This is a genomic window from Micavibrio sp. TMED2 (assembly GCA_002168225.1).
GTDB lineage: Bacteria > Pseudomonadota > Alphaproteobacteria > TMED2 > TMED2 > TMED2.
In genome coordinates, this window is record NHBH01000001.1 from 2,044,086 (window position 1) to 2,067,469 (window position 23,384).

The following is a 23,384-nucleotide window of genomic DNA, read 5'->3' on the forward strand; positions in this document are numbered from 1 at the left end:
TAACAGGTCCCGATAAACGGCCGCATACAGGGCCGGTCAGGGAAGTGACTGGAATACGTATATGCTGACAAACCCAGAGACTGTCGAAACCGTCCCGTTCAAGGCAACCGCTGGCCTGTCGATCGCCGCCATCCGGGCGGCAGCACATCGCCTCGAAGGTATCGCGGAATATACACCGCTGCTGAACGTGCCGTTGCTCGACGAGATGCTGGGCGGTCGCCTGTTTGTCAAAGCTGAAAACCTGCAGAAGACCGGCGCATTCAAGTTTCGCGGCGCATTCAATGCCATTTCCCAGCTCAGCCCGGCGGATCGGCCACGCGGTGTTATCGCCTATTCCTCCGGCAACCATGCACAGGGCATTGCCGCTGCTGCCAAAATGCTCGGCGTACCGGCCACCATTCTGATGCCGGTTGATGTACCGCCGCTGAAGCTGCGCAACACCGCTGCCTGGGGCGCGGAAGTTCTCACCTATGACCGCCCCAATGGCGAGAAGCGCGAGGAAGTTGCCCAGCGGATTATCGATGAGCGCAACCCGGTGCTGATCAAGCCCTATGATGACTGGCACGTTATGGCGGGCCAAGGCACGATCGGGCTTGAGGTCACCAGCCAGCTCAATGCCCTGAATCTTGAAGCAGACGCCCTGATTGCCCCATGCGGTGGCGGTGGCCTGCTGGCCGGTATTGCCACGGCCATGGCAGCGACCAGCCCGGACACCAAAATCTATGGCTCGGAACCCCATGAATTTGACGATCTGAAACGCTCGATCGAGACCGGCACGCGACAGGAGAACGAGAAGCTGGTCGGATCGATCTGTGATGCCATCATGACCGCGACGCCGGGCGAGCTGACATGGTCGGTCCTGCAGCGTCTGGCGACCGGCAGCCTTACCGTCAGCGATGAGGAAGTGCTGCACGCCATGGCTGCCGCCTTCCACTTCTTCAAGATCACGGTTGAGCCGGGCGGTGCCTCAGCACTGGCGGCAATCCTGAGCGGTCGCCTTGATATCAAGGGCAAGGTCGTGGTTGTGGTCTGTTCCGGCGGCAATGCCGATCCGATCACCTTTGGCAAGGCGCTGGAGATGATGGGCCCGGCCTCCAAATACGGTAAATGCCCCGCTGCCGGGCTGCTCAAGCGCTAACCAACCCCGCGGTTTTCAACATTGCCACTACCCCGGATTACCCTACCCCGCCTGCCCGGCTGGCTGGTGACGGCCTTCAAGGTCATCGTGTCGCTCGGCCTGCTGACACTGCTGCTGCAACAGGTTGATATCGAACGCATGATCGGTGTGCTGACGCCGCAGCTTGTTCCCGCCCTGATCGCCGCCAGTCTGGTGCTGGTGATCCAGAGCCTCGCCATCGGCTATCGCTGGCATGCACTGCTTGAGGCCCTCGGCCATGAGGCATCGCGCAAATGGGCGATGCGGCAGGCGTTTATCGGCACCTTCTTCAATCAGTGCCTGCCCTCCTCCATCGGCGGTGACGGCTATCGCATCCTGATGGCCAAACGGCTCGGCCTTGCCTGGCAGGATGCAGTGTCCACAGTGCTGGTCGAGCGCTACAGCGGCATTGTCTGTCTGTTGATCATCGCCAGTCTCGGCATGATCCCCCTCGCCCTTGCCCTGACCGAGACGACGGTTATCTGGCTGTTCATCATCGTGATTGGTGGCGGCATCGCCGGTGCCCTGCTGATTGCAGCACTGGCCGAACTTGCCAGCTTCCGCCGCCTGCCGGGAATTATCGGACGGCTACTCAATGCCTGGATTGTCGGCAGTGTGCTGGCGGTGATGCGCCGCGTGATCCGCTCCAGACGCCTGTTGGTGATCCTTGGCACCTCCGGCATTGCCAGCAATAGCGCCAATGCGGTTGCAGTCTGGTTTCTGGGTAAGGCAATCGGGGTCGATGTGGGGATTGGCCCCTATCTCGCCATCATGTCACTGGCGGTGCTGATCACCGTCATTCCGATTTCACTAGCGGGCTGGGGCTTGCGTGACGGGGTTATCGTGCTGCTGCTCGGTGCGGTCGGGGTTGCGGAAACCGAGGCACTGATTATCTCCATTGCATTCGGCCTTGCCCTGCTGCTGTCCTCCCTGCCGGGCGGGATCATGCTTTGGCGCTCCGTTGGTTATAAAACCGGCAATGTCGAGGATATTGCCGCAGCCGAGACAGACACGACCGAAAGCGATCAGGCAGGCACATTATGAGCATCGATCTGGTTGCCCTGACAGAACCGGCGAAACAGGACTGGCAGGCACTGACCGCCAGCATCCATCGCCTACCCCTGACCCAGTCATGGGCTTATGCCGAGGCCCTGGCCAGCGCTCGTGGCTGGTTACCGACCTACTACCGCGTTGAACAGGACGGCGCGGCAATCGGTGGCTGTCTGGTTCAGGAGAAACACAGCGGCCTGTCCAAAACCATCCATATCGAGCGCGGCCCGTTCTTCATCGCACAACCATCACCTGAGCAATTCAGCAGCGTTGTCCGTGAACTCGCGGCCCTGACCAAACCCCGCTGGTTCGACCGCCGCCGGTTTTATCCGGAGGTGGCCGAGACCAGCCCCGAAGCCACCCTGATTCTGGATAATGGCTTTCGTCGGCTGGAAGCGGGCTATCGGACCATCTGGCTCGACCTTACCGTTCCACTGGCACAACGGCGACAGGCCATGCGGCAGAACTGGCGCTCTGCACTGTCCAAGGCCGAGCGCAGCAAGCTGGAGATTACTGTAGATGCGGATGCGAACAACCTGAACTGGCTGGCGGCACATCATATCAGCGCCATGCGCAAACAGCATTATATCGGCCCTTCAGGGCCGCTGCTGTTCAAGCTGGCGGAACTGACCGTTCCAACAGGCGACTTCTGTCTGATCCGGGCCACATATCTCGGCAAACCGGTTGCGGGGGCCCTGTTCATACGTCACGGCATGGCCGCCACCTATCTGATCGGCTGGAGCGGCAAGGTTGGGCGCAAATATAATGCCCAGCACGCGATCCTGTGGCAGGCGCTGGAGACACTCGCCGGTCAGGACGTGACCCAACTTGACCTCGGCGGTATCAATCCCGACCGGGCATCCGGGGTTACCTATTTCAAGCGCGGGATGATAACCAGCGCCGATCAGGAAGTGATCGGCGCGCCGATCTGCCGCTAGCCACCCGTCACAGCTGGCTATCAGGCCTCTTCGCCCGGCGGGATATGGTCGAGCGATACCGAATTCATGCAGTAGCGCTTGCCGGTCGGTGGTGGGCCGTCATTAAACACATGCCCCAGATGCGCATCGCAGCGGCTGCACAGCACCTCGGTACGGGTCATGCCATGTGAGTTATCCTGCACCTCGGTCACCCGTTCCGGCGTTATCGGCTGGTTGAAACTCGGCCAGCCAGTGCCGCTGTCATATTTGGTATTGCTGTCGAACAGCGCCAGCCCGCAACAGACACAGGCATAGGTACCGGGCAGCTTGGCCATGCAGTACTCACCGGAGAATGGACGCTCGGTGCCATGCTTGCGGGTCACCAGATACTGTTCCGGCGTCAGTTGCGCCTGCCATTCCTCATCGGATTTGCGAATCTTCTCGATCGTTTCTGACATTTTTCATCTCGCTGTTACGGTGCTGAGCCTTGATTTAGGCGGCATTGGGCCAGCTTACAAGGTTTCATGACGAAGCTTGTTTTCAACTTTCGTCACAAATACGTAACATTCGGCCAGCGCTGGTTCAGGCCAGCAATACAAAATTACCGACCGTCCGATACTCTCCCCTCGGGCCAGTCACAATTCAGCAGTCCGCGAACTCTCCCCCGTGTGCTGCCATCACCATCAGACCAGACCGCCATAACGCGCGGATTGGTCCTGCTTAAACTCAGGGGAGAGCCTTCATGGCCAAAGCCGATACCACCAGAATTACCGTGCTCGAAAACGGATTCACGATTGTCACTGACAGCGTGCCCCATGTGGAAACCATGTCCGCCGGCGTTTATGTCGGTGTGGGTGCCAAAAACGAGGTGCCGGAGAATAACGGCATTTCCCACTTCCTCGAACACCTGATGTTCAAGGGCACCAAGACCCGCACCGCTCGTGGCATGATCGAGGAGCTGGAAGCCGACGGCCTCGGCGTCAATGCCTATACATCAAAGGAAATCACCACCTATCACCTGACCGGTCTCAAGGAATCTCTCGGCAAGTCGATCGAGGTTCTGGCCGATATGGTCCAGCGCAGCCAGTTCCCGCAGAACGAACTCGACAGCGAGCGTGAAGTGGTCAAACAGGAGATTGCCCGCAGCCGCGATAACCCGACACGCCAGATGTTCGACCAGCTGCTGCGTCAGGCCTATCCCGACCAGCCATATGGCCGCACTGTGCTCGGCCCGGAAGCCAATATCGACGCCCTGCCCCGTCAGGCCTTCTTCGATTATGTGAAGGAAAACTACACCGCCGAGAACATGGTCCTCGCCGTTTCCGGCAATGTGGATCATGACGAGGTTGTAGCGCTGGCGAAGAAACATTTCGACGAACTGCCACAAGGCAAGCCCGCGCCAGCCAAGGTGCCGGAATATGTCGGCGGTTACGAGAAAACCGAAGGCCCGATCGAGCAGGCCCATTTCGCCATCGGCATGAAGAGCGTCGGTCGTAACCACCCGGATTACTATGCCCATATTCTGGCAGCACAGATCCTCGGTGGCGGCATGTCATCGCGCCTGTTCGAGGAAGTGCGTGAGAAACGCGGCCTCGTCTACACCACGTCGGCGTCCTATACCGGCAATGACGAAAGTGGCATGATCTATACCTATGGCGGCACCAAGGAAACTCAGCTCGCCGAGATGGTCCCGGTCATGACCCGTGAAATCACCCGCCTGTCGGAAGATGCCACCCAGGCCGAACTCGACAAGGTGCGCAAACGCCTGATGACCAGCCTCGCCGGTGCCCAGGAAGCCATGGAAGATCGCCGCGAAAGCGTTGGCAAGGACGTGCTGCGCGAAGGTCGTGTCGTGCCAATGGATGAACTGAAAGCCAAGCTTGATGCCGTGACAGTTGAAGACATCAAGCGGGTTGCCGCTGACTGGCGTCGCAATGCGCCGACCGTTTCCGGTTATGGCAAAGTCAGCAAGATGCCCGGCTATGATGAGATCAAGGGCATGTTGCCGCCACCATCACCACCAGCCATGCGCGCCGATCGCATGTACAGTCTCGCAGGCATTCGTCCGGATGCAGCACAGGACGACATAGACATCAGCAGCCTGATCAAGCGTCAACTGAAACCGGCAAACCGGGATGGACAGCATGCGCCGCGCAAGAAGTTCGGTATGGGCTGATCTGACACATTACGGATAATAAACAGACTGGCGCGCTCGGTTTACCGGGTGCGCCAGTTGCGTTTCAGAACTAGTGCTTCTGGCTCAGAAAAGCCTGCGCCTCATCACTGGTCTCGAAGATGTGCGGGGCCACATCACGGCGCAGGGTCTGCCCCAGCTTCAACTTCATGAACGCGGAAGTCGTGTAACGGCTGACCTTGGTATAGAAGCGGTCCTCCATCTCCTTGACCATCGCGCCATAGGCATCGGCAATATCGCTGTCGAGCTGGAAACCCGAATAATTGACGATCACATCCACCCGGTAATCGAGTGGTGAGCATTTTCGGGTGACCTCATCACCAATCGCCTTAACATCGGCCATGTTGCGCACCCGCATGCCCTGAAAATTCAGGAACAGCCGCCGGGCATCGGTATCAACGGCAATACGGTCGTCGAGGGTCAGCTCCATCAGGCGTTGGGCAAGATTGATCGAGGCAATATCAAAGATAGCAGGGTCCATTTCCCGTACCTCGCCAATCAGTGGCTTGAAACCCATCTGGTTGACCACATCGCGCTCCACATCAATGCCGGGCGCAACCTCGATCAGCGCCAACCCCTGATCCGTCAGCTCGAATACCGCCCGCTCGGTGACATAGATTACCGGCGTGCCGAGGCGCACTGCCTGCTCACCGCTGAAGGTCACCTGCTCCACCTGATCGATGAATTTCGGTGAGCGGCCCTCTTTCAGGATATCGAGGCGACCGTCACCGATATTGATGTCGAGACCACCGGCACGGAATGTTCCGGCAAAGACCACCTTGCGGGCATTTTGCGAGATATTGATAAAGCCACCGGCCCCGGCGAGACGACCGCCGAAGCGGCTGACATTGACGTTGCCCGCCTTGTCCACCTGCGCCATACCGAGGCAGGCCATATCGAGACCACCGCCATCATAGAAGTCGAATTGTGAGCTTTGCGGGATCACCGCATCGGTATTGGTCGCCGCGCCGAAATCAAGGCCACTGGCCGGGCTGCCACCGATGATGCCCGGCTCGGCAGTCAGGGTGACATGCTCGATCAAGCGCTCTTCCGCCGCTACAGCGGCAACGCCTTCCGGCATGCCGATACCGAGATTGACCACGCCGTTGACCGGCAGCTCAAGTGCACAGCGCCGGGCGATCACCTTGCGATCAGACAGCGGCATCGGCTGCTGGCCGCTGGCCGGTGCCCGCGCCTCACCGGAGAAGTAGGGGGAGTAGTCGGTGGCAAAGGTCTGGGCGTGGTTTTCCGGATTGGCGATTACCACTGCATCAACCAGCGCTGCCGGGACGATTACATCACGCGGGTTGAGCGATCCACGGGCAACCACACGCTCGACCTGCGCGATCACCACACCGCCTGAATTGCGTGCCGCCATGGCCATGGCGAGATTGTCGAGCACCAGCGCTTCCCGTTCGAGGGTCAGGTTGCCTGCCTCATCCGCCGTGGTGCCGCGCAACAGCGCCACCTGTATCGGCTGGCACGGATAGAACAACTGCTCCTCACCGTTCAGGGTGATCAGTTGAACCAGATCATCGGTGGAGACATCATTGATCTTGCCGCCCTCAAGCCGTGGATCGACAAAGGTGCCAAGACCGACACGGGTGATCACACCCGGACGTCCGGCGGCAATGTCGCGAAACATATGGGAGATAACGCCCTGCGGCAGGTTATAGCCCTCGATCCGGTCTTCGAGTGCCAGTTCACCGATCTTCGGGATCAGCCCCCAATGACCACCGATCACCCGCTTGAGCAAACCGTCATGGCCGAGGCGGTTGAGGCCGCGATCCTTGCCATCACCCTGCCCGGCGGCAAAGATCAACGTCAGGTCGCGCGGTTCCTTGGTGTCGAGAAAACGCTGTTCCAGCGCCTGCAACAGCTCTTCCGGCACGCCGATGCCAACAAAGCCGGATGTGCAGATTGTATCGCCGCTACGCACCAGCGCAGCCGCTTCGGAAGGGGATACCACCTTATCGCCCATGACCGTCACTCCCTGATATTATGTATCCTTTACGCGGATACTTATTACCGGTTGTGTAACCTGAGCGAGGTGAAAGGGTCGAGCATTTCCCGCTATCGGGAAATAAAATTAGCCTACATATCGTTGTGCAAACGGCGGCGACGGCGCTCGATTGCTTCGTGGATTGCCGGCATGTCCGGTTGCAGGATCGCCATGGTCTTGAGCTGCAGGGCAATCTGTTCGAGTTTGCCGAGTTCAAGGCGCGGCTCGTTCTCCCGACGGTCAAACGGGGTGTCACTGGCCAGCGAGCGGATCAGGTGATAGCGGAAGGCAGCGGCGGTCTCGGGACATTTGCCGTGGCTCATCAATTCGCTGACCAGCGCCAGACACTGCCCGCCAAACGGCGTCTTGCCACGATACTGACCGGTCATGATCTCGATTGTCAGCTCGACCTGTGCCAGCAGCGATACCTGTGGCCCGACCAGATCGCGCAGAACACCAGGCGAGAAGATGGCATCGGCAAAGATACGGTCGAGGATGGCCATGCCCTTATCATTGGTCGCGGCCAGTTTGAGCACCACCTCTTCCAGCTTGTCCATCATCGCGCGATAGGTCGTCAGATGCTGGCAGACAATAGCAGTCAGGTAGAAATCAATCTGATCCGGCTCCACCTTGCCGTCGAGCGCCCACTGGACTTTGACGAAATCCTGTTCCTCAAGCTTGGGCAGCTTGTCACGGGATTTGGCAAAGGTTCGGGCATTCTTCTGGATCGTCTCGGCATACTCAAAGAGTGCTTCCTGACGCTCCTTGATCTCCATACCCAGTTTCGGTCCCTGCAGGCGGGCAACCCGATAGATGCCGGACTCGATCAGGGTGCCATAACGATCAATCTCGCGCTGATAACCGGAGATATGCAGAAACTCGGTTGCTGTCAGGGATTGCGCACCGAGATAGGGCCGCAGCAGCGCCTCGGTCGCCCGGCGGGCATCCAGCTTGAAGAAATCATCGATTGAGTTGCAGACATCAACCGCCTCGACAAAGCCGACCTGATAGGCCTGGCTCTGATGTGCCTCGGGCCGGTCGATATGGAGCAGTTCGGTTTCGATCCGTCCGCCGCGGATATTGTTCTGGTACTGCATAACGCGGATCGCCTCGGCGGAGCGATCCGTCTTGGCCATCTCACGCGCGCGTTTGATCGCCAGATCCTTGTCGGTCAGGTTGGTATGGGTCGTCCAGCGGCCGTTACAAAAAACCAGAATGGAAAATTGCAGCTTCTGTTTGTTGCGTAACAGCATAAGCTTCCTCTGCTTGAATAACGGTCAGACAGGCGCTGTGGCTACGGCAGGCTGATACGCCCGAATACCCCATCACGTTTGATAAAGCGGTGGAACAGTGCAGCCCCGATATGCATGCCAATCAACAATACAAAAGCCAGCCCACCGCACAAGTGCAAGGTGAACAGCAATCCCGACAGCTCCTTGTCCCTGCCGATCAGGCCCGGCAGGTTGGTCTCGAAAAACTGCACCGGATAACCGCCCGCCGCTGTCGCCAGCCAGCCGATGATCGGCACCGCGAACAGCAGGGCGTAAAGCGCGACATGCACGGCCATGCCAATCAGGTGCTGGGCCTTCGGCAGGTCATCGAGCGGCACAGGCCGCGGCCGGGTGAACTTCACCACCACGCGGAGCAGCACCAGTGCGAGCACAATAACGCCAAAGGTCTTGTGATATTTGTAGATCATCCCGGTCACATCGCCGCCGAGCATGTCCTTCAATCCGTTGAAACCGAGCAGCCAGAAGCCGATGCCGCTCGCCAGCATCCATGCCATGACAATCGCCGTGCCCCAATGGATCAGACGCAGGCTGCGAGGATGGCGCATTACCGGTGCGGTTTCGACAACCGGCGCTTCAACAGATATATCGGACATGTCACGGCATCCTTACCATATGCGGCCCAAGGCATTAGTTTCTGATGCAAAGACAATCACAGTCGTCCATCAAGGCCAAGCAAGAACGGCCATTTTCGCTGACAACGAACTGCTGCGCAGTATCAGGGCACCATTTTACATAAGTGAGTAATCCCCCATGAAGATAGGCATCATTGGAACAGGTATGGTTGGTAGTGCTGCGGCCTTTGCAATGGCAATCCGCGGAATCGGCTCGCACCTTGTTTTGGTTGATCACAACAGCAAGCTGGCAGCGGCACAGGCACAGGACATTGCCCATGCCGTACCGTTCGGATCACCGATCAGGATCAGTCACGGCAGTTACGAAGATCTTGCAGGTGCCGCCATTGTTGTCCTTACCGCCGGGGTAAACCAGAAGCCTGGCGAAACCCGCCTGCAACTGCTCGACCGCAATGTCGCGGTTTTTGAAGACATTATCACCCGGCTGAATGCAGTCACGACAGATGCGATCCTGCTGATCGCCACCAACCCGGTCGATATCATGACCTATGTGGCGCAAAAACTCTCCGGCCTCGCCCCGGAGCGGGTGATCGGCTCCGGTACCATTCTGGATACCGCACGGTTCCGCAGCCTGCTCGGTGACCATCTGGAGCTGGCACCGCAATCGGTCCATGCCTATGTCATGGGTGAACATGGCGACAGCGAGGTTCTGGTCTGGTCAAACGCCATCGCCGGGAGCGTGCCGGTGGCCGATTATGCGGACCAGATCGGCAAACCGCTGGATAAGGCAAGCCGGGACCGGATTGATAATGATGTGCGGCGTGCCGCGTACAAGATCATCGAGGGCAAGGGATCGACCTATTACGGCATCGGCGCCGGCGTTGCCCGCATCTGCCGCGCGATCATCGAGGATGAACATGCCATCCTGAGCGTCTCAATGGTCACGCCGGAGATTGCAGGCATCACTGATGTTCCACTATCCCTGCCCCGGGTGATTGGCCGTGACGGTATTTTGGAGACCATCCCGTTGCGGCTCGATCAGGCGGAAGCCGCTGCCCTCAAGAAGAGCGCGACCATCATCAGGGATGCGTTACCGCCATCCCTGACTTGATCTTCTGCTATCAGAGCCCGCCAAGGCGACGGAAGATGTCCGGCCCCTGATTGTTGGCCGGTTTTCCGGTACGTCGTTTGTTGCGCCAGTCATTGAGCGGTGAGGCAACATTCTCAACTGCCGGTGCCGGACCGGGCACAAGGCTTTCCGCCAGAATCTTGGCATGGTCGCGGATACCGGGGATATTCTGACCGGCCGGGCCAAACTTGCCCTCCTCGGTCATGGCGTCACCGGCCGTCATCGGACCGATCGCGGAAATCGAGGAGATTGTCCGTCCCTTGCTGTCGACAACCCGGCGCTGTTCATCAACCTCAATGCCAACACCAGTTTCCGGATCAGGCAGCAATACGCCATTGCGGCGCATGTTGCGGGCCAGTTTGCCATCGGCCTTGGCATAATCATTGGCCGGTCCAAGTGCCGCGACCAGACCATCAATTTTGATCTGCTCGGCAGCATCCTGTCCGCGGCGGGTCAGTTTGACCTCCAGCTTGCCATCAGCGTTCTGATGCACACCGTGAATGCTGGCCGGAACAATCTCCACCTGCCCGCGATCGACCAGTTCCTGAACCTGGCTGTGCACCTGTGCGCCGACACCGATAGACATGGTGCCGACCAGGCTTGAGTTTTTCTGCAACAGGTCCGCGAGTTGCTGGGTCGGAATACCGCTTTCCTTGATCAGTTGCGGCACCAGCGGACGCATTGAGGCAACAATGGTCCAGTCCTCAAAACCCTGCTCCCGGTACTTGTCAAAAACCTCCCGCACATAGCCGGGCACCTGACCGACCGTAGTCGGGGTTGGTGGCAGGTCATTGAAGGTGATCTTCGGCATCGGAATATCGGTCCGGTCCATACGGGCATGGGTCAGGCCATTGCGCGACATCAGCACCATCTTGGCATCCGGGCGGTCGAAGTAGCCCTGTTTCTTGGCGCTGAGCACAACATCAAAGGCACTCAGACCTGTACCCAGAACACCGAGCGTCTTGACCCGTGGATCGCGAATAAAGTCATTGATCTTCTCTTTGCCTTCCCAAAGGTCCTCAACGCACCGATTGGCGCGGGCACGCTGGTCCATTTTCCTTAGGAAAGGTGCCTCACGAGGCTGCAAGTGGCCGGTAGCCTTGATGGCGTGGTCAAAGCTGTACCGTTTGGAAAACAGATCGCCCTCCTGCTTGACGGCAACCTGTGCCCGGCCATCACGGGTCGGGGTGATGCGGCGCACATCGCCGTAGATAACATTCACATCCGCAACATCGGCCTGTCTCGCCTCTTTTACCGCCGTGCGCAGACGGTCGAGCAAATACACCTGATACAACCGGCGCGGCACCAGAGTGTGTTCGGAGTAATTTCCCTGGAGCGCTTCAGCAATCCGATCGCCACTATCGGTGCGCCAGTTCTTCTCAGCACGCCCCTTTAGCCAATCAACCAGATCACCCGGCTTGTCAGCATAGGGGGAGAGCATGCGTGCCGGAATGTTGGTAAAGTGCTCATTACCAGCCATGCCATAAGCGATACCGCCGGCAAATCGCTGCCCGGCCTTCTCGAACATGGTGATCTTGATCGGCTTGGCCGGCGGGTTCTCAACGGCATTGCGCAGCATGTGGAGCGCTGTACAAACGCCGGAAAAGCCGGAGCCGACGATGCCGATGGTTTCCGGACGATTGTCACTGGTGTCGAGTTTCATGCTCGAAATCCTTCAGATGTATTTCTGGTGGCATCCGCAAACATCATGAGAGCCCTGATGTCGCGAGTGCTGTAACGAGTGGCTGATAGCCGTCCCCGACGGCCATGAAGTAATAGAACCTGTTGTCCGCCCAGCGCAGCGCCGGAATTCTGAGTTCAAGGAGGCCGACCGGCCCGCCATCAAACACATCGGCAGCATCCATTTCCCATGCTGCTTCTGTGGCAGCGTCAATATCATCGATCCAGATACCAACCGACCGGATGCCCGGATGCGGATTGGCGTCACCGGACAGTGATGACAGCAGCACCGCAGGCTCCGCCGTATCGATATCTGTTTCCGCTATATCCGGCCGTCCGATCAGCTCATCGCCGCGCGGGCTGGTGGCAATGGATTGCCATCCGCGTTTGTCCAGCAGCGGCTGACGATGACGATCGGGGTTACTCAGGCGATACTCGACAAAGGCCACAGACCGCAGACCCGGCAGAACCAGTTCTGGCGGCAACTCGACCTTGGTATCGATGTTAAGCATCATGGTTCCCTAACGTGCCGACATAGCGTTATGTCCGGTACTCAGGGATAATTGTATGCGTAGAAAGTTGTTAGAAGTTTGTGTATGAACATTTCATTACGCACGGTTGCAGCGCACAATAAACAGCCCTGAAACCTTACTATTCAATAGAACTGAACAATCACGCCGCTGACATAGATCACACCGAGTGCGACGGTCTCCCAGCCCAGCCCTGCCGGACCGGATTCCTGTCGCTTGATCAACCCCAGCAACAGCACAATAGTCATCAGGATCGACCAGGCGAAGAGAAACAGCGTCGATTGGTCGACGGCATGGACAATGGAGCCGTCCCGATACCCGATATCGCTGGCGACCAGAAACAGCGCATCGAAAGTATTGCCACCAACGATACCGCCTACAGCCAGTGTTGCCGCCCCCTGCCGCACGGCAGCGACCGTGGTGATCAACTCGGGCAGCGAGGTAATTACCGAGGTCAGCATCACCCCCAGAATGGCCTGATCCAGTCCGGTATCATCGGCAATTTCACCGGCGAGCATGGCCATGCCCCAGCCGGATGTACCCAGCAACACGGCCATGAGGGCGAATGAACCCGCCAGCCGGAATGACAGTCCGGCACGGCTGTCTGCCTTATCCGGTTCATCCCGGTCCGTCTCGCGGGTTTCCCGAGGCACCCATGGCGGATTTTCCCGAACGGAATTCGCCATGCCGGTTCCCCAGAGATAGACGAACAGGATCAGCGGCGTTACCGGATGGATTTCGAACAGGCTAACCTCAGGTAGCAAGGCAGCTGTAAGCGGCAAGGCCAGCAAGAACAGCAGCAAGGTCGACTGCACCAATATTGTCGGCGAGGCAACGGCGTGCTCGAGATTGGCCCGTTTATAGGCAAAATCGGCTGCCACCAGAAACACTGTCTGCGCAGCAATACCACCAATAGCATTTGATACGGCGAGGTCTGGCAGCCCGTTCATGGCTGCCGTGGTTGACGTCACAAGACCGGACAAGGACGTCGTGGCCCCCAGAAAAATGCCACCAAACAGCGCCTCACCCAACCCGGTCTGATCGGCCAGTCGGTCTGCCATTCGCGTTATCCGGGTACCGACAGACCCGATAACCAATGTCAAAATAATCACACCCGCGATCAACCAGGAAAGCGGCCACTCTTCAATTCCAAACATATCAATCAGGCAAAGCTGGTATAGAGCCAATAACCCGTGCCGATGGCAAAGCAGGCAGACACAAGGACAACAAGTCCGTCATTTGCGGTCAGGCCAAGACCGAGCAGAACCAGCCCAAAGGCAGGCAGAAATGCTGCAAACGGAACAAGCCCCATAGGGATAATTGAAATACTCAACAGAATAGCGAGTATGGAGACAAAATAGATGCCCGGCCGATGAATTATCCATGACAGTCTCGCCGTAAGGAATGGTTCAACGTAACCCAGAACCTTATTGGCTTTGCGTAGTGAAGCTGCCAGAGTTTGATGATCAATCGTCTGTTTGCGCAGCCGTTTGGGCATCCAAGGCTTACCGCTGGTGAACAGCATCTGAATGCTGAACAGGGTAAGCAGCAGGCCCATGATGACCGGCATGCCGGGAATGCCACCGACCGGGCTTGCCTGAAGCGTTGCCGGCACCAGAATGAACGGGCCGTAGGAACGACCGCTGAGCCTGTCGATAATCGCTTCAACCGTGACCTTGTCGCCCTCGGTCTTCTGCTGCAACTCTTCAATAATACCCGTGATTTCCCCGTTTGCCATCGTACTGTCCCGAAAGTTGGATAAACAAAAGCGATCCGGCGGATCTCCCACCGGATCGCCAATGCCGTCATATCGCGTTACTGACGATCGGCTGGTTCATCAGATGCATCGGCATCTTCGGCATCAATCGTTGGTACGGTTACCTCGACCTCACGTGAATTGACGTCAACATCAGGGACCTCGATAGCGGCCTGCTGTGAGCCCAACTCGATATCGGCGATATCCACATCAATCTCGGGCAACTGACCGCCGTAGACCCGGACGGTTGGCAACTCACCCTCTTGTGTCACTCTGAAATCAACCAGACCAACAGCCATCGCGGCAACAACAGCCAGAACGACAAATCCGACAATAAGTGCAAACAAGCGCATGGTTTTTCTCCGTTGATTATTCCTGTCTTAATAACGGAGATGTGTCCGGTAAAGTTCCATGCAACGGGTATTCAGCCCAATAGAGAAGGCATCAGAAATCAGCAGTTCCGGATCGAGATAAGTCTTGATTTTACGAATGCTGTCATGAACTTGCACACAGGCGCATTCTTTAATCGCGTTGCACTTGATAGCCGAAAAAATGTTGCGAATGATACTGCCCGTCTGAATGACACCACGTCTGAACGACACGGGGATCAATAAGGGGGAGATACACTCATGCACCATGTGTGGCTCGAGCGTATTGAAGCGGCAACAGATATTGCATCGGCACACCGGGCATTCGATCAGTTCTCTTTATCATATGGTTTCGGCGCACATTCCTATGTGGATCTGCGCCGGGTTCCCGATCAGGACGAGCCGCTGCCCTATTTCATCTCAACGGTCCGCGATGATTTTGTCAGCGATTATAACGGTGCCCGGTTCCTCAGCTTCGATCCGGTCGTGCGACGCGCCCTGACCAGCACCCAGCCTTTCACCTGGTATGACTGTTTTGAGTTTCAGGAAGCCCGCAATTATAAACGTGGTCGCAAAAACCATGCCCGACGCGTCCTCGAGCTTGCCTATGATTACGGCTTTGAGGATGGCTGCATTCTCCCGGCACACAGCATTGATGCCAACAACAACCGGATATCGAGCTTCGTCAGCCTGTACTGGTCGGGAAAACCGTCAGAGGGGTTCCGGGCATCCGATCTGCCGATCGAATTGCAACTGGGTGCCCAACTCTATCATCGCAAGGTGACCGGTTTCCGCAGCCTGCCACAGGCAGAGACAGTCCAACCGGTAGTGCTCAGTGACCGGGAGCAAGAATGCCTGCTCTGGGCCGCTCGCGGGAAATCGGCGGCAGAGACGGCAAACATCATCGGCATCACCACGCATTCAACGGATTCCTACATGAAATCCGCCATGACCAAGCTCCGGGTTTTCAACAAGACCCATGCGGTTGCCGAAGCCATGATGCGCGGCCTGATCGCGCCATAGCAAGGCAGCGAAAGACACTTGTATCCGAGTGTACAAACCTCCAAGATGATTGCCTGATCCTACAATTGGCACAATCAGGCAATGCATCAGGAGATAATTTCCCTACATCTTATCCAACTTTTATCCAGGGGTAGTGGATCAAGATGAATAATGAGCAATTGAAAGAGTTCAGAACCTTGGTGGACAGGTTCTCTGATGATGATGCGGTGAATGAGACAGAAATTCCCGGATTGGTGCTGTTTCGGTCATGCCAGTGCACGACCGGCGTGCCAACCATGTACGATCCGGCAATCGGTATTATTGCTGCCGGGCAAAAGGACTTATGGGTTGATGACCATAAGTATGAATATGGTCCCGGGAAATTCATTCTTTTGTCAGTCGACCTGCCCTGTGTCGGCAAGATCGAGAATGCCACAAAGGACGATCCCTATCTGGCTATGAAACTGGATATTGATCGTCAGGTACTATCCGAACTGCTGGTAGAAACCGGCAAGACGATCAGTAACAGCAATTCATCATCCGGGCGTGGTGTTATCATCGGTGATACCAGCGAGAAAATGGGTGATGCTGCAATTCGATTGCTGAAACTGCTTGATGAACCGGAAGACATACCATCACTGGCTCCCGGTATTATCCGCGAGCTGTTTTATTACCTGCTACGTAGTGAATATGGCAGTTGCGTTAGTCAAATAGTGCTGCAAGACAGCCATATTCAACGGATCGCCTCTGCTATTCAGCGGATCAAGACCAACCTAAACAAGACAATTCCGGTAGAGGAATTAGCAGAAACCGTGGGCATGAGCGTCTCGTCATTCCATGCCCATTTCAAGTCGGTCACGCGTATGACGCCGTTGCAATATCAGAAGTCACTGCGACTGATCAAAGCACGCAACCTGATGATCGCCAATGAAATGGACGCTGCCAGTACCGCCTATACAGTCGGGTATGAAAGCCCCTCACAGTTCAGCCGTGAGTATGCCCGCATGTTCGGCAACCCGCCGGGCGCGATATCAGCCTGCTGAAACAGCAGGAAGGTGCGATCCAGCAGTCAGCCGTTTAGAGAATCAGGCAATCATTTTGTAGGAAGTGCTCTATTGATCCCGGCTTAATACTGTATATTAAAGCTGAGGAAATCGCGCTCCCAAAAAAATAACAACAATGTGTCGTTGCAACCGCCGGTAAGTAATTCCGGTGCCGTCGCTCTGTGTTTTTCAATTCAGAGAACAGCTTCCCCATGGCTGCTCTCAACAAGGGAACTAGTATCATGACCAATCGCAAAAAGCTTCTCACAGGGGTCAGTCTGGCTGCCGTGCTTACCGCCGGGTTGCTTTATGCAACCGATTTCCTTGGTCTACAGCCCTTTGCCGAAACCGCCACCGCTGCCCCGACAACGGGTGAAGCAGCCCCGCCAACGGTCAACGTGATTGTCGCGGAAAGCCGTCCCGTCACCCATTGGCAGGAATTTACCGGCCGGTTCGAGGCAGTCGACGAGGTTGCCATCCGCGCCCGCGTCGAGGGCCAGATTGATGCCGTCCATTTCACCCCCGGCCAGATCGTACAAAAAGGCGACCTGCTGTTCACCATCGACCCACGCCCGTTTGAGGCCACCCTCGCCGGTGCCGAAGCGCGGCTGGAGGAAGTACGGGCCGCTGCCTATCTCGCCGAAACCGAGCTGAAGCGCCAACGTCAGCTGCGTGAGAATGGTCATGTGAGCCAATCCGTCCTCGATCAGGCGATACAGGAAGCACAGGCCGCCCGCGCGAGCATTGCTGCCGCCAAGGCTGCTGTAGACAGCGCCAGACTCAATCTTGAATTCACCGAGATCAAGGCGCCGGTAACCGGCCGGATTTCCGATGATGCCGTCAATGTCGGCAACCTGATTGCCGCCGGTGCAAATTCGGAAGTACTGACAACCATCGTCTCACTGGACCCGATCCACTTCGTCTTTGATGCCAGCGAACAGCAGTATCTGGAATATGTTCGCGGCACCATTGCCACCGGCCTGCGGGACAAGGACAGCCGGATTCCGGTTGCCGTGCGTCTGATTGACGAAGACAGTTTTGCCCATCCCGGCACCATCGACTTCATTGATAACCGGATTGATCGGGCCACCGGCACGATCCGTGGTCGGGCGGTCTTCATAAATGGTGACGAGGTACTGGCCCCCGGCATGTTCGGGCGTCTGCGTCTCGCCATTGCCGAGAATGCGCCAACCGTCCTGATCCCCGAACAGGCCGTTGGTTCCGACCAGACGCTGAAATTCGTCTGGGTAGCAGATGCAGAGGGTGTGGTTCATCGCCGACGGGTAACCCTCGGTGGCCGTGAGGATGGTCTGCGCATCATCGAAAAAGGGCTCGAGGCAGGCGATCAGGTCATCGTCTCATCCCTGCACATGATCGGCGAAGGCATGACGATCACCCCCAACAAAACCGCTCTCGACAGCTTTGAGCTGGCAACCGCTGAGTGACCGCTAACGGTCTCTGACTGGTCGCTGACTGGCGACCCGGCAACAGCAATTACGCCCGACATCCGCCATCACCCTTATGGGTGACGGCCCGACGGTGAGGAATGACAGATGAAGTTCTCCCAGTTTTTTATTGATCGTCCGATCTTCGCGATCGTGATCTCGGCCTTCCTGACCATTGTCGGTGCGCTGGCCTATTTCACCCTGCCGATTGCCCAATACCCCGAAGTGGCGCCGCCAACCGTACAGGTAACGGCCCAGTATCCCGGTGCCTCGGCTGAAACCATTGCTGAAACAGTGGCAACCCCGCTGGAGCAGCAGATCAATGGTGTCGAAGGGATGCTCTATCTCTCCAGCCAGGCAACCGGCGACGGCAACCTGACCATTACCGTTACCTTTGACCTCGGCACCGATCTGGATGCGGCGCAGGTGCTGGTGCAGAACCGTGTCTCGATCGCCGAGCCACGCCTGCCCGAACCGGTCCGCCGCCTCGGTGTGGTCACTCAGAAGGCATCGCCCGACCTGTTGCTGGTGGTGCATATGTTCTCCCCCGATGGCAGCCGCGATGACCTCTATATAACCAGTGCCGCAGAACGCGTGCGTGACCAGCTCACCCGTCTTGATGGCGTGGGCCAGGTCGGCCTGTTCGGTGGCCGTGAATACTCCATGCGTATCTGGCTCGACCCTGAACGGATCGCCGCGCTCGACATGACGCCGGGCGAGGTTCTGACCGCGCTGCGGGCACAGAACGTGCAGGTTGCCTCCGGTCAGCTCAACCAGCAGCCAACCCCGGAAGCCGCTGCCTTCGAGTTGTCGATCCAGACCACGGGCCGCCTTGTCGAGCCTGATGCCTTCGAGCGTGTCATCGTCAAGCGTGGCGAGGACGGTCGTATCGTCCGTCTGCGCGACATCGCCCGTGTTGAACTGGGTGCCGCCAATTACACAACCCGCGCCTATCTCGACAAGAGCAGCGCCGTTGCCATGACCGTCAACCAGCGGCCCGGCACCAATGCGCTGCAAACCGCCGAGGAAGTGCTGGCACTGATGGAAGAGCTGTCACAGGACTTCCCACAGGGCCTTGCCTATGACGTGATCTACAACCCGACCGAGTTCATCGAGGCCTCAATCGACGCTGTCGTGCACACCATGCTGGAAGCCGTCCTGCTGGTGGTTGCCGTGGTGCTGTTGTTCCTCGGTACATGGCGGGCAGCGATCACTCCTATTCTGGCCATTCCGGTCTCGCTGATCGGCACGTTCGCTCTCATGTCGGCGATGGGCTATTCAATCAACAGCCTGTCCATGTTCGGTCTCGTGCTGGCCGTCGGTATCGTGGTTGATGACGCGATCATCGTTGTGGAGGGGATCGAGAAGCATATCCGTGACGGCCTCGCCCCGCGTGATGCGGCCAAGCAAACGATGAATGAGGTTTCCGGCGCCCTGATTGCCACCTCGCTGGTGCTGGCTGCCGTGTTTATACCAACCGCCGCCGTCTCCGGCATTTCCGGCCAGTTCTACCGCCAGTTTGCGGTGACGATTACAGCTGCCACGGCCATCTCGCTGCTGGTGTCCCTCACCCTGTCACCATCGCTGGCCGCCATGCTGCTGAAGCCGCATTCGGATGAGCACAAGCATGGTCTGCTGATGCGTCCGATTGTCTGGGCATTGTCCAAGTTCAATCGTGGATTTGAGCGCGCCTCTGGTGGCTATGCCTGGGCAACAACAAAACTCATCCGCATGCCGCTTATCATGCTGGCGCTGTTTGCCGCCCTGCTGGTTGCAACCAACTTCCAGTTCTCGAAAGTGCCCGGCGGGTTCATCCCCGAGCAGGATCAGGGCTATTACATTACCGTTGTGCAACTGCCACCAGGCGCGTCACTTGAGCGTACCGATGCGGTAATCCGTCATGCCACCAGCGAGATACTGGATATTCACGGCGTCGCCCATGCGGCAGTCTTCACCGGCCTGAACGGTGCCGCCTTCACCACGGAATCCAATACCGGCGTCATCTTCTTCACGGTTACGGATTTCAAGGACCGTGAGGCAGAGGGTGTCGATCCGAATGCGGTGCTGGCAGAGGCCCGTCAACGCATGGCCATGATCAGTGATGCCGCCATCTTCATCATCACCCCGCCGCCTGTCCGCGGTATCGGTACCGGTGGTGGCTTCAAGATCATGCTGCAGGATACCGGCGATGTCGGCCCGCTCGTGCTCGAACAGGCCGCCCGCGCGCTGTCAGCCGAGGCCAATGCCGATCCAGGGCTGGTTGCCGTGTTCTCGCAATACTCGACCGGCACCCCACGTCTCTGGGCGGAAATCGACCGGGAACGGGCAGAGATGCTCAATGTTCCGGTGGCGGCGGTCAATGACGCGCTCGAGGTCTATCTCGGCTCGGCCTATGTCAATGACTTCAACCTGTTCGGTCGCACCTATCGGGTGATTGCCCAGGCAGATGCCCCGTTCCGCCAGTCAGCAGAGGACGTAGCCCGGCTGCGCACCCGTTCCGATGACGGTGCCATGGTGCCGCTCGGTGCGGTTGCCACCTTCCACGATGCCACCGGACCGCTGCGTCAGCCGCGTTACAATCTCTATCCGGCAGCAGCGGTTCAGGGACTGACCATGCCCGGCGTCTCATCCGCAGAGGGCCTCGCCAAGATGGAGGCAATCGCCGAGCGGGTATTGCCCGAAGGCATCTCCTACGAATGGACCGAACTCAGCTATCAGGAGAAGAATACCGAGGATACCGCTGCCATTGTCTTTGGCTTCGCCGTTCTCTTTGTCTTCCTCGTGCTGGCCGCACAATATGAGAGCTGGGCCCTGCCGGCAGCGGTCATCCTGATCGTGCCCATGGTCCTGCTGTCAGCCATCACCGGTGTGCGGATCGAGGGGCTGGACAACAACATTCTGGTCCAGATCGGCTTTGTCGTGCTCGTGGCACTGGCCTCGAAGAACGCCATTCTGATCGTCGAGTTCGCCCGTCAGGCCGAGCAGGAAGGCATGAACCGGTGGGATGCCGCCGTCCATGCGGCCCGAACCCGATTGCGCCCGATTGTCATGACCTCCCTCGCCTTCATCCTCGGCGTTGTGCCACTGGCACTCGCCACCGGTGCCGGGGCGGAAATGCGCCATGCACTCGGGGTCTCGGTATTCTCCGGCATGCTCGGCGTGACCCTGTTCGGGCTGCTCTTCACCCCGGTCTTCTATGTGATCTTGCGCGCGATCGAGCAGCTCTTCACCGACCGGAAAGCAAAGCATACGGATGCAGCATCACCCCCCGATGCCGCCACAGGCGAACCGGCCTGATCCCGAGAACGTCCCATAAGAAGAGGCCCGGATACTTAGTCCGGGCCTTTTTTGTTGCTCATGAATTCTGTCAGTCGTCGTAACCGAATGCCTCAAGGCACGGGGCCAGAACCGGCAGGACCGGCTCCAGCAACACGCGATACCGGTGCCAGCGGCCACGGGCACGGCGATATATCTGCCCGCCACTGACATCGCGGGCCGAGGGCGTGCTGATGACATGCCCGGCAGCGGTCTTGCCAAAGCCCAAAACTCCGTCATCCCAGGGCAGACCGACAAACGCCACCAACCGTTTCAGGGTGGTATCAAAATCATCCACCAGATCCTCATAGCGATATTCGATATAGCGCCCGTCGAGCAGATCGCGGTGGTCACGCCAGAATGACATGACCGCGGCATAGGCCGCCGCCGTGCGCTCGATATCGAGGAACTGGACCATTGCCTCGTTCAGGCGGAAATTCTGCATCCAGCAGCTCAGCACCACATCGCGCGGATCGCGAAGGGCGATGGTGAGGTTATTGCGCCGCTCCTCCAGCGTGGCGAGCGCGATCAGGGCGCGCGGCTCCGTCGGCGCCAGATCAACCGCGCGATGCAGACTGGCGGCGGCATCGTCATAGAGCAAGGCATCCTGCTGTACCCTTGCCAGATTGCAGAGATACTCCGCAGCGTCCGGGGCGAGTTCACATGCCTTGGCGAGCGCGTCGAGCGCCTCGGTAATCTCGCCCACATCCCGCAGCATGATGCCAAGGTTGTTGTAAGCCGCGCCATTGGGATTACAGCGGACAATGCGGGACAACAGGGCAATCGCCTCATCCCGCCGGTCGAGCCGGTTCAACAGATTGGCAATCCGCACCGCCAGTGCGGTATCCGATGGCAGGGTCGCAAGTGCCTGCTCGAAATGATCCAGTGCCTGATCGAGCCGCCCCATTCGCTCACAGGTGTCCCCGAGACGTATCTTCACGGCATAGACACTCTCCCCCGCCTTGATCGCTTTGTCATAGGCATCAAGCGCGAGGCGATACTGGCCGCCGACACGGGCCGCCTCACCGAGATGGAACAGATACTCGCCGCGACCGGGCTGCAAACGGACCGCCTTGCGGAAATAGGTAATCGCCTTGGCCGCCCTGCCCGCCCTCAGTTGGGCGACACCGGCGATATGGTGCAGCCGGGCGTCATCGGTATGGTCATGGAGCAGCAGCTTGAGGCGCCGGATCGCGGCATCATACTGCCCGGCATTGATCAGGGTCTCGATACCGGCGACAAGCTGGCTGCTGCTGAGAGGATGAGGATTGCGCATCATGCTCCACTGCTTCGACTATCGGGCACACGCCAAGAGGCTGATTCCAACACAGAAACAGCCAACCTACGAGTGTAGGATTCCAGATATCAGCAGTTTAGGCAGATTGTATGCACATTTACAATATCCGCTTCTCTAAAATGCTTGCCCATTCCTGTTTTTTTGCAGTGCAAGCAAGCTTTTGACCGGTTGAGAGAAACACGACTTCATGATGCTCTCCCATATCCTACCATCAGGCGAGGTAATCCTCGTCCGAGACATGCTCCAGCCAGTCGACGGGTGAGCCGTTCTGCAGCTCTGCGATGGCGATATGGGTCATGGCCGTTTTGTGGGTTGCGCCATGCCAGTGCCGCTCGCCCGGCTCGAACCAGACGATGTCGCCGGGCCGGATGGTTTGTTTCGGCTCGCCGTCACGTTGCACCCATCCCTCACCCGAGGTGACCAGCAATGTCTGGCCAAACGGATGGGTATGCCAGGCGGTTCTCGCACCCGGTTCAAATGTTACCGTGGCACCACCGGTACGCGCAGGTGCCTCGGTGCTGAACGGATAGTCAATCCGTACCTGTCCGGTGAAATATTCCGCCGGACCAACGGTTGACGGAACCGTTCCATTGCGTTTGATCTGCATGCCGCTTTTCTCCCTTGTCAGATGTTTTT

General features: G+C 58.1%; 20 protein-coding genes. 9 read left to right on the forward strand and 11 right to left on the reverse strand.

Features of this window, described 5'->3' with window-relative positions; all coding sequences use genetic code 11:
- The first annotated feature begins 61 nt into the window (after positions 1 to 61).
- Genes CBB62_09740 through CBB62_09750 form a run of 3 tightly spaced genes read left to right on the forward strand, consistent with a single transcriptional unit; the run spans position 62 to position 3,144 of the window.
- Complete coding sequence (locus CBB62_09740) at positions 62 to 1,138, forward strand: hypothetical protein (protein OUT42518.1); 1,077 nt, start codon at positions 62 to 64, stop codon at positions 1,136 to 1,138.
- Positions 1,139 to 1,159: 21 nt separating this feature from the next.
- A complete protein-coding gene (locus CBB62_09745) occupies positions 1,160 to 2,200 on the forward strand; it encodes a hypothetical protein (GenBank protein ID OUT42519.1) in 1,041 nt (346 codons plus the stop codon).
- Entirely contained in the window at positions 2,197 to 3,144 is a 948-nt protein-coding gene (locus CBB62_09750) for a hypothetical protein (GenBank protein OUT42520.1), read from the forward strand. Before CBB62_09745 ends, CBB62_09750 begins: the two co-directional genes overlap by 4 nt.
- A gap of 20 nt (positions 3,145 to 3,164) precedes the next feature.
- Here CBB62_09750 and CBB62_09755 read toward each other — a convergent pair whose 3' ends face one another.
- Positions 3,165 to 3,581, reverse strand: a complete 417-nt coding sequence (locus CBB62_09755) for a peptide-methionine (R)-S-oxide reductase (protein OUT42521.1) — start codon at positions 3,579 to 3,581, stop codon at positions 3,165 to 3,167.
- Positions 3,582 to 3,865: 284 nt separating this feature from the next.
- On the opposite strand from CBB62_09755, the gene CBB62_09760 reads away from it, so the two are divergent.
- Positions 3,866 to 5,299, forward strand: coding sequence for a hypothetical protein (locus CBB62_09760; GenBank protein ID OUT42522.1), 1,434 nt, complete (start codon positions 3,866 to 3,868; stop codon positions 5,297 to 5,299).
- A gap of 70 nt (positions 5,300 to 5,369) precedes the next feature.
- Here CBB62_09760 and CBB62_09765 read toward each other — a convergent pair whose 3' ends face one another.
- The 3 genes from CBB62_09765 to CBB62_09775 all read right to left on the reverse strand — a co-directional run bounded on the left by CBB62_09765 (position 5,370) and on the right by CBB62_09775 (position 9,204).
- Positions 5,370 to 7,298, reverse strand: coding sequence for an acyl CoA:acetate/3-ketoacid CoA transferase (locus CBB62_09765; protein ID OUT42523.1), 1,929 nt, complete (start codon positions 7,296 to 7,298; stop codon positions 5,370 to 5,372).
- A 113-nt stretch (positions 7,299 to 7,411) separates the two neighbouring features.
- Complete coding sequence (locus CBB62_09770; GenBank protein OUT42524.1) at positions 7,412 to 8,572, reverse strand: hypothetical protein; 1,161 nt, start codon at positions 8,570 to 8,572, stop codon at positions 7,412 to 7,414.
- Positions 8,573 to 8,613: 41 nt separating this feature from the next.
- Positions 8,614 to 9,204 (reverse strand): hypothetical protein, encoded by a 591-nt coding sequence (locus tag CBB62_09775; protein OUT42525.1) that lies wholly within the window; start codon positions 9,202 to 9,204, stop codon positions 8,614 to 8,616.
- A 157-nt stretch (positions 9,205 to 9,361) separates the two neighbouring features.
- On the opposite strand from CBB62_09775, the gene CBB62_09780 reads away from it, so the two are divergent.
- Positions 9,362 to 10,294 carry an L-lactate dehydrogenase gene (locus tag CBB62_09780; protein ID OUT42526.1) on the forward strand — a complete coding sequence of 311 codons (933 nt, stop codon included), beginning with the start codon at positions 9,362 to 9,364 and terminating at the stop codon, positions 10,292 to 10,294.
- Positions 10,295 to 10,304: 10 nt separating this feature from the next.
- Here CBB62_09780 and CBB62_09785 read toward each other — a convergent pair whose 3' ends face one another.
- From CBB62_09785 to CBB62_09805, 5 genes are all read right to left on the reverse strand, one after another.
- Positions 10,305 to 11,975 carry a hypothetical protein gene (locus tag CBB62_09785; GenBank protein OUT42527.1) on the reverse strand — a complete coding sequence of 557 codons (1,671 nt, stop codon included), beginning with the start codon at positions 11,973 to 11,975 and terminating at the stop codon, positions 10,305 to 10,307.
- A gap of 43 nt (positions 11,976 to 12,018) precedes the next feature.
- Positions 12,019 to 12,507, reverse strand: coding sequence for a hypothetical protein (locus CBB62_09790; GenBank protein ID OUT42528.1), 489 nt, complete (start codon positions 12,505 to 12,507; stop codon positions 12,019 to 12,021).
- A 140-nt stretch (positions 12,508 to 12,647) separates the two neighbouring features.
- Positions 12,648 to 13,679, reverse strand: a complete 1,032-nt coding sequence (locus CBB62_09795) for a cation transporter (GenBank protein ID OUT42529.1) — start codon at positions 13,677 to 13,679, stop codon at positions 12,648 to 12,650.
- A 5-nt stretch (positions 13,680 to 13,684) separates the two neighbouring features.
- Positions 13,685 to 14,260: a hypothetical protein gene (locus CBB62_09800; protein ID OUT42530.1), complete on the reverse strand. Its 576-nt coding sequence runs from the start codon at positions 14,258 to 14,260 to the stop codon at positions 13,685 to 13,687.
- A gap of 77 nt (positions 14,261 to 14,337) precedes the next feature.
- Positions 14,338 to 14,631, reverse strand: a complete 294-nt coding sequence (locus CBB62_09805) for a hypothetical protein (GenBank protein OUT42531.1) — start codon at positions 14,629 to 14,631, stop codon at positions 14,338 to 14,340.
- A 276-nt stretch (positions 14,632 to 14,907) separates the two neighbouring features.
- Here CBB62_09805 and CBB62_09810 point away from each other — a divergent pair, with 276 nt between their 5' ends.
- The 4 genes from CBB62_09810 (at position 14,908) to CBB62_09825 (ending at position 21,433) form a co-directional block, all read left to right on the forward strand.
- A complete protein-coding gene (locus tag CBB62_09810) occupies positions 14,908 to 15,669 on the forward strand; it encodes a hypothetical protein (protein OUT42532.1) in 762 nt (253 codons plus the stop codon).
- Between the two features lie 143 nt (positions 15,670 to 15,812).
- Positions 15,813 to 16,691 carry a hypothetical protein gene (locus CBB62_09815; GenBank protein OUT42533.1) on the forward strand — a complete coding sequence of 293 codons (879 nt, stop codon included), beginning with the start codon at positions 15,813 to 15,815 and terminating at the stop codon, positions 16,689 to 16,691.
- A 212-nt stretch (positions 16,692 to 16,903) separates the two neighbouring features.
- Positions 16,904 to 18,136, forward strand: coding sequence for a hypothetical protein (locus tag CBB62_09820; GenBank protein OUT42534.1), 1,233 nt, complete (start codon positions 16,904 to 16,906; stop codon positions 18,134 to 18,136).
- Positions 18,137 to 18,244: 108 nt separating this feature from the next.
- Positions 18,245 to 21,433: a hydrophobe/amphiphile efflux-1 family RND transporter gene (locus tag CBB62_09825; GenBank protein ID OUT42535.1), complete on the forward strand. Its 3,189-nt coding sequence runs from the start codon at positions 18,245 to 18,247 to the stop codon at positions 21,431 to 21,433.
- A gap of 70 nt (positions 21,434 to 21,503) precedes the next feature.
- Here CBB62_09825 and CBB62_09830 read toward each other — a convergent pair whose 3' ends face one another.
- Entirely contained in the window at positions 21,504 to 22,730 is a 1,227-nt protein-coding gene (locus CBB62_09830) for a hypothetical protein (GenBank protein OUT42536.1), read from the reverse strand.
- 229 nt (positions 22,731 to 22,959) lie between these two features.
- On the reverse strand, positions 22,960 to 23,355 hold the full coding sequence (locus CBB62_09835; protein ID OUT42537.1) for a cupin: 396 nt from the start codon (positions 23,353 to 23,355) through the stop codon (positions 22,960 to 22,962).
- Positions 23,356 to 23,384: the final 29 nt, after the last annotated feature.

Bases quoted from the DNA above. Each gene is read 5' to 3' on its own strand.
- CBB62_09775 (OUT42525.1), bottom strand. From the start codon at position 9,204: ATGTCCGATATATCTGTTGAAGCGCCGGTTGTCGAAACCGCACCGGTA.
- CBB62_09830 (OUT42536.1), bottom strand. From the start codon at position 22,730: ATGATGCGCAATCCTCATCCTCTCAGCAGCAGCCAGCTTGTCGCCGGT.
- CBB62_09800 (OUT42530.1), bottom strand. From the start codon at position 14,260: ATGGCAAACGGGGAAATCACGGGTATTATTGAAGAGTTGCAGCAGAAG.
- CBB62_09795 (OUT42529.1), bottom strand. From the start codon at position 13,679: ATGTTTGGAATTGAAGAGTGGCCGCTTTCCTGGTTGATCGCGGGTGTG.
- CBB62_09765 (OUT42523.1), bottom strand. From the start codon at position 7,298: ATGGGCGATAAGGTGGTATCCCCTTCCGAAGCGGCTGCGCTGGTGCGT.
- CBB62_09835 (OUT42537.1), bottom strand. From the start codon at position 23,355: ATGCAGATCAAACGCAATGGAACGGTTCCGTCAACCGTTGGTCCGGCG.
- CBB62_09740 (OUT42518.1), top strand. From the start codon at position 62: ATGCTGACAAACCCAGAGACTGTCGAAACCGTCCCGTTCAAGGCAACC.
- CBB62_09815 (OUT42533.1), top strand. From the start codon at position 15,813: ATGAATAATGAGCAATTGAAAGAGTTCAGAACCTTGGTGGACAGGTTC.
- CBB62_09825 (OUT42535.1), top strand. From the start codon at position 18,245: ATGAAGTTCTCCCAGTTTTTTATTGATCGTCCGATCTTCGCGATCGTG.
- CBB62_09760 (OUT42522.1), top strand. From the start codon at position 3,866: ATGGCCAAAGCCGATACCACCAGAATTACCGTGCTCGAAAACGGATTC.
- CBB62_09805 (OUT42531.1), bottom strand. From the start codon at position 14,631: ATGCGCTTGTTTGCACTTATTGTCGGATTTGTCGTTCTGGCTGTTGTT.
- CBB62_09755 (OUT42521.1), bottom strand. From the start codon at position 3,581: ATGTCAGAAACGATCGAGAAGATTCGCAAATCCGATGAGGAATGGCAG.
- CBB62_09750 (OUT42520.1), top strand. From the start codon at position 2,197: ATGAGCATCGATCTGGTTGCCCTGACAGAACCGGCGAAACAGGACTGG.
- CBB62_09820 (OUT42534.1), top strand. From the start codon at position 16,904: ATGGCTGCTCTCAACAAGGGAACTAGTATCATGACCAATCGCAAAAAG.
- CBB62_09780 (OUT42526.1), top strand. From the start codon at position 9,362: ATGAAGATAGGCATCATTGGAACAGGTATGGTTGGTAGTGCTGCGGCC.
- CBB62_09785 (OUT42527.1), bottom strand. From the start codon at position 11,975: ATGAAACTCGACACCAGTGACAATCGTCCGGAAACCATCGGCATCGTC.
- CBB62_09770 (OUT42524.1), bottom strand. From the start codon at position 8,572: ATGCTGTTACGCAACAAACAGAAGCTGCAATTTTCCATTCTGGTTTTT.
- CBB62_09790 (OUT42528.1), bottom strand. From the start codon at position 12,507: ATGATGCTTAACATCGATACCAAGGTCGAGTTGCCGCCAGAACTGGTT.
- CBB62_09810 (OUT42532.1), top strand. From the start codon at position 14,908: ATGCACCATGTGTGGCTCGAGCGTATTGAAGCGGCAACAGATATTGCA.